The organism is Ruegeria sp. HKCCA5491 (assembly GCF_013034565.1).
GTDB lineage: Bacteria > Pseudomonadota > Alphaproteobacteria > Rhodobacterales > Rhodobacteraceae > Ruegeria.
This window is the reverse complement of record NZ_WQGG01000004.1, coordinates 127,676-139,251: the sequence shown is the minus strand read 5'-3', so window position 1 is coordinate 139,251 and position 11,576 is coordinate 127,676. Positions and strand designations below refer to the sequence as shown.

Genomic DNA, 11,576 nt, shown 5'->3' with positions numbered 1-11,576 from the left:
GAACAGCGATCACGCATCGACAGGCTCAATCAGGTCAGGACCAGATGCCCGGTTGGAATTCACCACCGGATCCACCCGGTGAAAACTAAGAACACCTTCGGCCCCCGGTTGCATCAATCGCGCGGCCCCTTTTCCAGTTTCACCCAACCACAAGGGCCAGTTGTTTTGCTCAAGTATCAGGGGCATTCGGTGATGGATCGCGCTCAGGTGTTTGTTGGCAGGGGTTGTGACGATTGCGCAGGTCCCTTGCCGCGCGCCCTCGCCCCCCCAATCTTGCCAGACTCCAGCAAAGGCAATGGGCGCGCCATCATTACGTTGAATGTACCAAGGCAGCCGATCACCCTGGTCCGTCTTGGTCCATTCGTAAAACCCGGTGGCCACGATCAGGCACCGCCGCTCGCGGCAAGCTGCACGAAAGGCGGGCTTCTCGGCCAATGTTTCTGCCCGCGCGTTGATCAGCGAGGGACCCGCGGTTTCCGTCTTGTACCAATGCGGCAGAAACCCCCATCGCAGAGGGTCCAGCGTGCGGCCGTTTTCTCCGGCCCGTACCACATGCACCTGATTTGTCGGGCAAACATTAAAGTTGGGCACGGCAGGCAACGTATTAGCAGGCCGAGCTGCAAAAAGCTGCGCCATAGCGTCGTTGGGAAGAGTTATTGCAAACCGTCCGCACATGGGTAATGAACCATCAACAGTATTTCCTACAGGCACAGGTTCTCACGGGGTCATATGCAAAATCAAACAGCAAGTTCCCTGAAAAGTAAGGCGCTGTCGGCCCTGGACGCAGGCAAGCTGCAGCAAGCATTGAAAAAAGCACAGTTGGGCCTCAAGAAGTTTCCAAAAGACACGGATTTTCACGCCATTTCCGGCTTTGTCCTGACCGAGATGAAGCAGTATCGAAAGTCGATACCACATTTCGTCGAAGCCTCGCGGATGAAACCGGACGATCCGCAATTTGTCGAAAACCTTGCCAACGCGCTGATGCAAACCGGTCAAATTCCCAAGGCGCTGGAATTTGCTGAACAAAAGCTTGAGAAGTTCCCCAACAACAAGGAACTGACCCGCGTCATCGACGAAATCCAGCAAAAGGGAAGCAACTGGCGTCTGATCATCGACTATACTTCCAGAAAGCTGGCCTCGGACCCGGATAACCCCGGTCTTTTGTCGACGCGTGCACGGGCCTATGGGCGCATATCGTTTGTCGAAGACAGCGCGCGCGACATTACCCGGGCTTATGCGCTGGACCCTGAAAATCACAATGTTGCGTTTCAGATGGCCGTTAACCTGCATCAAAGCGGCGACAAGGCGGGGTCGAAGGAAATTATGCAGCGGATTCTGACCGAAGAGCCCGGGCATGTGGCGACGCTGTTCCAACTTTCAACCATGGCGAACGCGGAAACCGCGCCAGACCTGATGCCAGCGGTTGAAGCCGCCCGCAAATCAAATGAGCATGAACTTTCAGAGTTGGAATTCGCCAAGGCCGAGCTGATCTCAAAGACAGAAGGGTTGGGCGCCGCGCTTCCTCAATTTGCGCGGGCCAATGCAGTCCAGCACGAAGCAAACCCGTATGATTTCCAGGCAGAAGAAGAAAAGCTGACGCAGATCACGGACCTGTTCCCCATTGGGGTCGATCCGGTCATGGCTGACCTTTCGGAATCCCCCAAACCCATTTTCGTTCTGGGCCAGCCCCGTTCCGGCACCACGTTGATGGAAATGATGCTGAGTTCTGACCCCGAAATCGCGGGGTGCGGAGAGCTTACGATTACCGGCGACCTGTCTCAGGCCCATTTGAAAATCGGTAAACGGTTCGGCGAAAAAGAGGCGGCGGAATTTGCACGGGAATTCCGCAAGTTGATGCCTCCAATCCCCCACGACTCCGCCGCGTTTGTCGATAAGATGCCGCACAACTTTCAGCGCGCGGGTTTCCTTCTGTCGGCCTTCCCCAATGCCAAAGTCATCAACATGCTGCGCGATCCGCGCGACGTTGGTCTGTCCAAATGGATCAGAAGGTTCCCTGCTGGCGGGATGCGCTATGCCTCAAACCTTGAAGCAATTGCCCACACAGCGAACCTGTACCGTCGCTATATGACGCATTGGACCGCTGTGTTTGGCGACAGAATTCTGACAGTTCCTTACGAAAAGCTGGTCGCCGATCCCAAGACGTACAGCCAACAGGTTGCCGAATTCTGTGACATCAAATGGTCCGAAACCATGATGCACCCGGAAAAGAACACCAAACAGGTCAGAACGGCCAGTATCGACCAAGTGCGCAAGAAAATCTCGACCAAGTCCATTGGCGGTTGGCGCGACGTTTCAGAGCATCTTCAACCGATGCTGCAAGGGTTCGACGCAGAACTTTGGCCGGAATACGATTTCAGCTAACGGGTCCGAAACAAAAAAGGCCGCATCGACTGATGCGGCCCGATTTTTGTTATCTAATTCGCGTTACTTCTGCTTGATGCGACCATCCAGATAAGGCGTGTAAGGCGCGTTTTCTGCAAGGTATTCCGCCGTCACATCAGCCAAGTCCGGGCCAAAGTCGTAGGCATTCTTGTCGTCACCTTCGAACATGCTGTATCCGTCGCCGCCATTGCGGACATAGTTGTTCGTGACAACCAAATAGGTCGCGGCGGGGTCAATCGGCTTAAAGCCGTCGCCATCGGCCACCATTACTTCGGTGATGCGGCCTTCGTTCGGTGCCACTGACGGGTCCCATGTGAAGGTCATGCCCGCCACCTGCGGGAAGCGGCCCTTGACCTCTTCGACTTGGCTGACGCCGTTTTCCAAAGCATCAATCACGCCCTGGCCGCTGATCTCAAAGGTCGAAAGCGTGTTCTGGAACGGCAGAACCGTCAGCACTTCGCCCATGGTCACATCGCCCGAGTCGATTGAGGCCCGTAGACCACCCGAATTGGCAATCGCGATCTGAGCGCCCTGATCCGCGACCCGCGCCAACATCGCGTCGGCGACAAGGTTGCCCATTTGGCATTCCTGAACGCGGCAAACATCGCGGTTTCCTTCAATCGCTTCAGCGGAACTGGCGACCACACGCTGTTTCATTTCCTCGATCGGGGCGCCCATCTCGGCAACACGCGCGGCGATATCGGGGTCCGGAGTTACCGAGGCATCCAGCAGGATTGGCTCACCTTCTGCAGATACAAGGTTTCCGTCATCATCAAAGGTCAGCGTAACCTCGCCGAGATACTTGGAATAGGCATAGGCCTGAACGACCGGAACGTCGCCGACCATCACGGGATAAGACCCAGCCGCGCCCTCTTGCGTGTTGGACAAAAGCGTATGGGAGTGCCCGCCCACGACTAGATCCAGCCCCGGAACTTTTTCGGCAATCTCGATATCCTTGGCCAAACCCACATGGGTCAGGGCGATGACGATATTCACACCCTCGGCCTTCAGCGCTTCGACATCAGCGGTCAGGCTTTCGATTTCGTCCTGAAACACTACGTCCTTGCCGGGGCTTGAGGTTTCCACCGTGTCCGTCGCCAGTGCTGAGACGATCCCGATTTTCTGGCCGCCCAGCTCGAGGACAACATGCCCATCAATGCGATCTTTCAGTTCCGACGAAGACGACAGGTCCAGGTTCCCCGAGATCACGGGAAAACTGACAACGTCAATAAATGCAGCCAGACCTTCGGGGCCGTCGTCAAATTCGTGGTTTCCAACCGCCATGACATCATAGCCGATTGCTTCCATGAACTCAGCTTCCGCAGCGCCCTTATAGGTCGTATAGAACAGCGAACCTTGGAAGGGGTCACCGGCATCAAGCAAAAGATAGTTTTCGCCGCTCAGCGCATCGCGACGGGCGTCCACGATCGTTTTCAACCGCGCAACGCCGCCAAAGCATTTGCCTTCTGCTTCATCCTCGGCATCGCAAGTTGAATCATATTTGTTGATGGACTCGATGCGGCTGTGGATGTCGTTGGTGTGCAGGATCGTCAGCTTGTATTCGGCCAACGCCATGCCTGCGGTCAGGCCCAAAACAGCAGCCGAAGCCAGGAAACGGGTCAACATATTGAAACTCCCTATTGTTATTGGGCGTGATGGTGCGCTCTGCTGTTCAAAGAGTCAAAGGGGGAAATCCATCTTGATTCTAGCCGTCGCGCGGGGCATCACGAGCCCATGCTGATTTACAAGATTTTTCGGGCCGATGAATGGGCCGCGTTGCAGTCCAACGGCGAATCCGATGGCGCTCCGATCGACGTTTCGGATGGGTATGTTCATTTCTCGACCGCGACGCAGGCTGCTGAAACCGCGACCAAGCACTTTGCGGGTGTCACAGGGCTGACCTTGTTGGCCTGCGATGCGGGCGCGATGGGAGGCGACTTGAAATGGGAGGTGTCGCGGGGCGGCGCTTTGTTCCCCCATCTATACCGCAAAATCCGCATGACGGACGTTGTCTGGTCGCGCCCCCTGCCGTTTGATGGACATGCGCACCAATTCCCCGAGGAGATGGAATGACAACCTATATCGACCCCGAGCGCGCGCAATTCGAGGCGTTCAAGACCCTCGACCGCGACCATCCGATCGAGATGCTGAATCTTGTGAAGTTCCGGGCCAAGGCGCAATACCCTGACGGGCATGATCTGGCGAAGGCTGACTTGACCGGCGCGCAGGCCTATCGGAACTACGGAACCGAAACCGCGCCGATCATCGCCCGTTTGGGTGCATCAATACTGTGGCGCGGTGCGTTCCAGACAACCCTGATCGGCCCCGGCGACGAAAGCTGGGATGCCGTTTTCATTGCCCGGTACCCTTCTGCACATGCCTTCCTTGAGATGGTTACGAACCCGACCTATCAAAAGGCGGTTGTGCACCGCCAGGCAGCGGTTGAAACCTCGCGCCTGATCCGCTGCGCCCCGGTACAGGGCGGAGAGTCGTTTGGATGAAACTGACCGAGAAAATTGGCCTTGCCGCCCTTCACCGGATGGACCCGGAAGCCGCTCATGGACTGTCGATCAAAGCCCTGAAGGCTGGGCTGGCCCCGGCACCGGGACCGATTACGTCGCCAAGGCTGCGTACAACAGTTGCAGGGCTTGACCTGCCGAACCCCGTTGGATTGGCCGCCGGTTTCGACAAGAACGGAGAGGTTCTTGCCCCGCTGTCCCGTGCTGGTTTCGGGTTTATCGAAGTCGGCGCAGTCACGCCGCGCCCCCAGCCCGGCAACCCAAAGCCGCGCCTGTTTCGCCTGACCGAAGACAGTGCAGCCATCAACCGGTTCGGCTTTAACAACGAAGGCATGGAGGTTATGGCAGGCCGTCTGGCGCAGCGCCCCAAGGAAGCTGTAATCGGCCTGAACCTTGGTGCGAACAAAGACAGCGACGACCGTCCGGGCGATTTTGCCAAGGTACTGGCCCATTGCGCCCCGCATCTGGATTTTGCCACGGTGAACGTGTCCTCTCCCAACACTGAAAAGCTTAGGGATTTGCAGGGTAAAGCTGCGCTGACTGCATTGTTAAGCGGCGTGATTGAAACCCGTGACGCACTGGCATGTCCTTTGCCGATTTTCCTGAAGATTGCCCCGGACCTGACCGAAGACGAGCTGCAGGATATTGCCGACGTGGCCCGCGAAACAGGTGTAGACGCCGTAATCGCCACCAATACGACACTGTCGCGCGACGGCCTGAGCAGCCCTCATAAGTCCGAGGCTGGTGGTCTTTCCGGCGCGCCGCTGTTTGAAAAATCCACCCGCGTTCTGGCACAGTTGAGCAAGCTGACAGACGGGCAGGTTCCGTTGATCGGCGTCGGCGGCATCAGCTCGGCCGAGCAGGCCTATGCAAAGATTTGCGCCGGGGCGTCGGCCGTTCAGTTCTATACAGCCATGGTATTCGGGGGCATTTCCCTTGCCTCTGACATTGCGCAGGGGTTGGACAATCTATTGGCCCGCGATGGGTTTGAAGCTGTTGCGCAGGCCGTTGGCAGCAAACGAGAGGATTGGCTGTGATCGAATATTGGCACAACCCGCGCTGCTCCAAGTCCCGAGCCGGGCTTGCTCTGCTAGAGGAAAACGGCGCAAAGGTTGAAATCCGCAAGTATCTGGATGATGCGCCTTCGGCAGAAGACATCCGCGCCACCCTGCAAAGCTTAGGTATTCCTGCCATCGAAATGATGCGGACCGGCGAAAAGCGTTTCAAGGAACTGGGACTGTCCAAGACAACGCCCGAGGATGACTTGATTGCAGCGATGGCTGCCAATCCGATCTTGATCGAACGCCCTGTGGCGATATCAGGCGGCAAGGCGGTTATTGGTCGGCCTTCTGAAAATCTGCTGACCCTGCTCTAGGCGATCTGGGCTTCCAGTCTGGGGTATCGCCATCCCAAGGTGACGCCCCGGGCAATGTTCAGCACCATCAGGGCCGCCCATAACCCGTGATTGCCCAGCCACGGGACAAGAACAAACAGCGCCACGACATAGATCGCGACGGATTGGATCATCGCTTGCCGCATTGCACGAGTCCACGTGGCGCCGATGTAGATACCGTCGAACATCCAGCTTGCCACGCCGATCACTGGGGCCAATGCTGCCCAGGCCAGATACTCTCGTGCGGCAACCCGCACTTCAGCCGAGGTGGACATAACATCGATCAACGCAGGTCCGGCCAAAAAGAACACTGCCCCCAGCACAAAGGCTCCGCCCACGCCCCAGAGCGACGCCATAACCGAGGCCTGCCGCACCTGATACCGATCCCTAGCGCCAACCGCCCCCCCGACAAGGGCCTCGGCAGAAAACGCGAACCCGTCCAGGGCAAACGCTGTGATTTCAAGAAATTGCAACAAGACCTGATTGGCCGCCAGGTTGACGTCGCCCAGATCTGATCCGACAAACAGAAAGGTCGTAAACGAGCCGGTCAAAAGGACCGAACGGATCATGATATCCCTGTTCACCTGCATCATGCGGCGCAGGCGGGCGGGATCGAATATTCGCGGCCAGTCGCGCCATTGATTGCCACCAAACGCGCTGCGGCACAGCCAGAGGCCCAAAGCCAGACCCGTCCATTCAGCGATCAATGTCGCAATCGCAACACCTTCGACGCCCCAGCCAAGTCCCAGCACAAACCAAAGGTCCAGCACGATATTCAAGCCGTTCATCCAGATTTGCAGGATGAACACCCCTTTTGTCCGTTCGATCGCGATCAGCCAGCCGGTCACCGCATAAAGCGCAATTGTCGCCGGAGCCCCCCAGATTCGAATTTCCAGATAGTCGCGCGTTAATGCCTCAACTTCGGGGCTGGCTGGCGACAGGGCAAACGCGCCCCAGAACACCCAGATTTGCGTCAGGACAAAAAACAGCCCCGCCGCACCGCCCAAAAGCAGCCCCCGCATCAAAAGAGCGCCAGTTTCGGCCGTGTCCCCTGCCCCGCGTGCCTGTGCTGCCAAACCTGTGGTTCCCATACGCAGGAACCCGAAAATCCAATAAATCGCGGACAGGATGACGGCGCCCATACCGACGGCCCCGATTGGCGCGGCCTGGCCCATTTGTCCGACAACACCAGTATCCACGGCCCCCAAAATGGGAACTGTGGCATTCGACAGCACAATCGGCACCGCAATCTTCAGCACCCGCTTATGCGTTATGGGTGCCGAAGCATCCTGCACAGCCGTCACTCTTTGGCGGTCGGTGGTTGTGGCATCAGAAAATGCCCTGTGGCCTGCGCATAGGGGCGCGCGTGATTGTCCTGCCACGCCTCAACCCGCACCGAAGCATATCGCCGCCCTGAACGGCTGACGAAGGCCCGGGCATATGCATCGCGTGGCAAGCCGGACCGCAGATAGTCAACAGTGAAATCCACCGTTTTGGGGAACCGCACCGTGTCATCCTTGAAGATATCTTCTGCATCCAGTTCACCGCTTTCGATCCGGGGAAAGAAAAACTCCCAACTCAGGGTGATTACTGCCGTCACTTCAAGAAAGGCCGCTGTGACTCCACCATGCAAAGCTGGCAGAAAAGGGTTTCCGATCAGCTTTTCGTCGAAGTTCAACACGCTGGTCAGTTCATCCCCGCGCCGGTCAAATCTGATATTGAGAAACCGGATATAGGGCACACCATCAACGATAGCGTTCAAAGCCGCATCGCGTCGTTGCTTTACGACTTGCATGGGCTCAGGACGGGTACGTGCCATTACAGCCCCTCCACGGTGAAAGACCCGGATGCCGTCGCCACAGGCAGATCCTGATCATCGTCCATTGCAGTTGCTCGGACAAAGGCGACGTTGCGGGTGATATGATAGCAGGTCGCGCGGGTCGTGATGCTCTGCCCCGGTGTCGCGGCGCGCATGTAGTCAATCCGCAGGTCGATCGTGGCCGTTCCCCCGGGGGCGGCGGGGTGGCTCATGACAGCGGCCCCGCAACAGGTGTCCAAAACGGCAAAGACCGCCCCCCCGTGGATCACACCTGTTCGCGGATCGCCAACCAGTTGTTCGCTGTACGGCATGGTGATTTCAGCCTCGCCGCTGTCGATTTTGGTCAGGTGCATTCCCAGCGCCTTGGCATGCGGAATCGCCTCGATGAACTGGCGCGCAATCGTCGCATTGTCGACCATGTACTTGTGTCCTCTTGGTTTCTCCCTTTATGAGCGAGGGGCAGGCAAAAGAGCAAGCCTGCCTGTTGCGCTTGCATGCGGCAGGCCATAGGTTGTCCCAGAGGAGATCAGGAATGTCCGACGATCGTTTGTCATTCAAAGAGATGTGCGCCGAGTTCGATGTGACCCCGCGTACCCTGCGCTACTATGAGTATATCGAGTTGCTGCAACCCGAACGGGAAGGCAGGTCGCGGTTCTATGGCCCTCGGGAATGTGCCCGGATGACGCTGATCATGCGGGGGCGGAAATACGGCTTTCCTTTGGAAGACATTCGCCAGTGGCTGTTGATCTACGAAGATCAGGGGAATCAGGCCCAAATGAAGGCCTTCGTTGAATTGGCCGACCAGCAGCTAGTCGAGCTGGAAAAGCAACGACAGCAACTGGATGAGGCGGTCGACGCGTTGCAGAGCATGCGTGATCAAACCGCCAGTTCGCTAGAATAATCAAGGGGCGGCAGGCGCTGCGCCGACTCCCCTCTTCACGGTGTCACCCTAAGGGACCGGCCATTTTCAAATTCGCCGGATCGCCGTGTCCTGCCGCCGCAAATCAGCACAACCTCATCTGTCAGGAATTGTGACGTCACGTTCGTTTGATCTTGGCGCCCAAGGCGCTTGACGTAAACGGATGTTACGTCAACTTATAAGTGACGTAGCGTTTGCATTACGTAAACTACACCTCCGTGTTGTAAGACGCGCATCGACTGCGCAACTAACTATTGAAAACGCCAGTGATCAAGAGTGCTGAACCCATGACCGAAGATCTGATGACCATTCGTGAAATGTGCGAGACGTATGACGTCACTCCACGCACATTGCGTTTTTACGAGGCAAAAGAACTTTTGTTTCCGATCCGTGAAGGGCAAAAACGCCTGTTCACCAAACGCGACCGGGCACGCCTGAAGCTTATCCTTCGCGGGAAACGCTTTGGGTTCAGCCTGGAGGAAATTCGGCAACTGCTGGATCTCTACCACGTCGGCGATCAGCAGATGACCCAGATGACCCGCACGCTTGAGATCGCGCGGGAACGTCTGGTGGACTTGGAATCCCGCCGGGACGAACTGGACCAGGCGATCAGCGAAATGAAAGAGCAGTTGCGCTGGGGCGAAAAAGTCATCGCCTCGATGAAGAACGAGAAAAACGCCGCCGAGTAACCCTGGCGGTCCCTAATCACCCGGACATCTGAATATTAAAGGGAGCTTCAAATGCCCGTCTATAACGCGCCCACCAAAGACATGCAGTTCATCCTGCACGAAGTGCTTAACATTTCGGGGTCGGACATCCCCGGATACAACGAACTGGACGCCGAATTCACCGGTGCCGTGTTGGAAGAAGCGGGAAAGATTGCATCGAACGTCCTGCATCCGCTGAACACCGTTGGCGACACCGAAGGCTGCCGCCTTGAAAACGGCATCGTTTACACACCGACCGGCTTCAAGGACGCGTTCGAGCAGATGAAGGAAGGTGGTTGGACCGGCCTAGATATGCCCGAGGAATTCGGCGGTCAGAACATGCCCTATGTGATGGGTACTGCCGTGGGCGAGATGTTCTCGGCCTCGAACCAGGCGTTCACCATGTATCAAGGTCTAACCCACGGTGCGGCTTCGGCCATTCTGGCGCACGGCACCGACGAACAGAAAGCCACCTATCTGCCCAACATGGTAAGCTGTGAATGGACCGGCACCATGAACCTGACGGAACCGCATTGCGGCACCGACCTGGGCCTGATGCGCACCAAGGCCGAGCCCCAAGATGACGGCTCATACAAGATTTCGGGTCAAAAGATCTTTATCTCGTCCGGCGATCACGACATGGCCGACAACATCATCCATCTGGTGCTGGCCAAGGTCCCCGGCGGCCCCGAGGGCATCAAGGGTGTTTCGCTGTTCATCGTTCCCAAGTTCATGGTGAACGAAGATGGCTCGCTAGGCGAACGCAACGGCGTTTCGGTCGGCAAGATCGAAGAGAAAATGGGCATCCACGGCAACTCGACCTGTGTGATGAACTATGACGAAGCCAAGGGCTTTTTGCTGGGCGACCTGAACAAAGGTATGCGCGCTATGTTCACCATGATGAACGAAGCGCGTCTGGGTGTGGGTATGCAGGGCCTGTCGCAGGCCGAGGCCGCGTATCAGAACGCTTTGGAATACGCCAAGGACCGCCTGCAGGGCCGTGACGTAACCGGCGTGAAAAACCCAGATGGTCCCGCAGACCCGCTGATCGTCCACCCCGACGTCCGCCGCAACTTGATGGATCAGAAAAGCTTCACCGAAGGCGCACGGGCATTCATCCTGTGGGGTGCCACGCTGATCGACCAGGCGCACCGCTCGGAAGACAAGGACGCGGACGGCCTGATCTCGCTGCTGACGCCGGTCATCAAGGGCTTCCTGACCGATCAGGGCTATGACATGACCGTTCAGGCCCAGCAGATTTACGGCGGCCACGGCTACATCGAAGAATGGGGCATGTCGCAATATACCCGCGACGCGCGGATCGCCATGATCTACGAAGGTGCAAACGGCGTTCAGGCACTTGACCTTGTGGGCCGCAAACTGGCCACCGATGGCGGCAAGCACGTCATGGCATTCTTCGAGATCGTCAAGAATTTCTGCAAGGTAAACGGCGGCCAGAACGAAGCCTTCGACAAAGCGTTCATTGAACCGCTCAAGGCGGCTTCGAAGGACTTGCAGGCCGCTGGCATGTATTTCATGCAGAACGGTGCCAAGAACCCCAACCACGCGCTGGCCGGGTCGAACGACTTCATGCACATGTTCGGCCATGTCTGCCTAGGCCTGATGTGGGCGCAAATGGCAAAAGCGTCTTATGCAGCCCTTGACGGCGCAGCCTCGGATACCGAGTTCTACGAGACCAAGATTGCCACCGGCCAGTTCTACATGGCGCGTCGCCTGCCGGCCACCGGCCTGCATCTGGCACGTATCCAGACCGGCGCCGACACAGTCATGGCACTGGAGGCGGCAAACTTCTGAT

At 57.4% G+C, this 11,576-nt stretch carries 13 protein-coding genes; 8 read left to right on the top strand and 5 right to left on the bottom strand.

All coding sequences use genetic code 11. The annotated features are described in order from the left end of the window. Positions 1-9: 9 nt before the first annotated feature. The gene (locus GOV88_RS07720) at positions 10-675 is read right to left on the bottom strand and encodes an SOS response-associated peptidase (RefSeq protein WP_171240104.1); all 666 of its coding nucleotides are present in this window, start codon (positions 673-675) and stop codon (positions 10-12) included. A gap of 54 nt (positions 676-729) precedes the next feature. Between GOV88_RS07720 and GOV88_RS07715 the strand changes: the two genes are divergently transcribed. Beyond that, positions 730-2,382 carry a sulfotransferase gene (locus tag GOV88_RS07715; protein ID WP_171240041.1) on the top strand — a complete coding sequence of 551 codons (1,653 nt, stop codon included), beginning with the start codon at positions 730-732 and terminating at the stop codon, positions 2,380-2,382. 63 nt (positions 2,383-2,445) lie between these two features. Here the strand turns inward: GOV88_RS07715 and GOV88_RS07710 are convergent, their stop codons facing one another. After that, complete coding sequence (locus tag GOV88_RS07710) at positions 2,446-4,029, bottom strand: bifunctional UDP-sugar hydrolase/5'-nucleotidase (protein ID WP_171240040.1); 1,584 nt, start codon at positions 4,027-4,029, stop codon at positions 2,446-2,448. A 108-nt stretch (positions 4,030-4,137) separates the two neighbouring features. On the opposite strand from GOV88_RS07710, the gene GOV88_RS07705 reads away from it, so the two are divergent. From GOV88_RS07705 to arsC, 4 genes are read left to right on the top strand one after another with little or no spacing between them, the layout of a single operon-like run. Next, on the top strand, positions 4,138-4,476 hold the full coding sequence (locus tag GOV88_RS07705) for a DUF952 domain-containing protein (protein WP_171240039.1): 339 nt from the start codon (positions 4,138-4,140) through the stop codon (positions 4,474-4,476). Continuing rightward, positions 4,473-4,904 (top strand): DUF1330 domain-containing protein, encoded by a 432-nt coding sequence (locus GOV88_RS07700; RefSeq protein WP_171240038.1) that lies wholly within the window; start codon positions 4,473-4,475, stop codon positions 4,902-4,904. The genes GOV88_RS07705 and GOV88_RS07700 overlap by 4 nt, the downstream gene beginning before the upstream one ends. Further along, positions 4,901-5,959 carry a quinone-dependent dihydroorotate dehydrogenase gene (locus tag GOV88_RS07695; RefSeq protein ID WP_171240037.1) on the top strand — a complete coding sequence of 353 codons (1,059 nt, stop codon included), beginning with the start codon at positions 4,901-4,903 and terminating at the stop codon, positions 5,957-5,959. Before GOV88_RS07700 ends, GOV88_RS07695 begins: the two co-directional genes overlap by 4 nt. Continuing rightward, complete coding sequence (gene arsC / locus GOV88_RS07690; RefSeq protein WP_171210860.1) at positions 5,956-6,297, top strand: arsenate reductase (glutaredoxin); 342 nt, start codon at positions 5,956-5,958, stop codon at positions 6,295-6,297. Before GOV88_RS07695 ends, arsC begins: the two co-directional genes overlap by 4 nt. Here arsC and GOV88_RS07685 read toward each other — a convergent pair. The 3 genes from GOV88_RS07685 to GOV88_RS07675 are packed head-to-tail and all read right to left on the bottom strand — an operon-like array spanning position 6,294 to position 8,553. Then, positions 6,294-7,610 (bottom strand): MATE family efflux transporter, encoded by a 1,317-nt coding sequence (locus tag GOV88_RS07685; protein WP_171210861.1) that lies wholly within the window; start codon positions 7,608-7,610, stop codon positions 6,294-6,296. The two genes, arsC and GOV88_RS07685, sit on opposite strands and share 4 nt — an antisense overlap. A 5-nt stretch (positions 7,611-7,615) precedes the next feature. Next, the gene (locus GOV88_RS07680; RefSeq protein WP_171240036.1) at positions 7,616-8,134 is read right to left on the bottom strand and encodes a PaaI family thioesterase; all 519 of its coding nucleotides are present in this window, start codon (positions 8,132-8,134) and stop codon (positions 7,616-7,618) included. After that, entirely contained in the window at positions 8,134-8,553 is a 420-nt protein-coding gene (locus tag GOV88_RS07675) for a PaaI family thioesterase (RefSeq protein ID WP_171122002.1), read from the bottom strand. The genes GOV88_RS07680 and GOV88_RS07675 overlap by 1 nt, the downstream gene beginning before the upstream one ends. Before the next feature lie 113 nt (positions 8,554-8,666). Between GOV88_RS07675 and GOV88_RS07670 the strand changes: the two genes are divergently transcribed. The 3 genes from GOV88_RS07670 (at position 8,667) to GOV88_RS07660 (ending at position 11,575) form a co-directional block, all read left to right on the top strand. Then, positions 8,667-9,035, top strand: coding sequence for a MerR family DNA-binding transcriptional regulator (locus GOV88_RS07670; RefSeq protein ID WP_171122001.1), 369 nt, complete (start codon positions 8,667-8,669; stop codon positions 9,033-9,035). Between the two features lie 305 nt (positions 9,036-9,340). Further along, positions 9,341-9,742: a MerR family DNA-binding transcriptional regulator gene (locus GOV88_RS07665; protein ID WP_171125445.1), complete on the top strand. Its 402-nt coding sequence runs from the start codon at positions 9,341-9,343 to the stop codon at positions 9,740-9,742. 51 nt (positions 9,743-9,793) lie between these two features. Continuing rightward, a complete protein-coding gene (locus GOV88_RS07660) occupies positions 9,794-11,575 on the top strand; it encodes an acyl-CoA dehydrogenase C-terminal domain-containing protein (protein WP_171240035.1) in 1,782 nt (593 codons plus the stop codon). Position 11,576 lies beyond the last annotated feature (1 nt).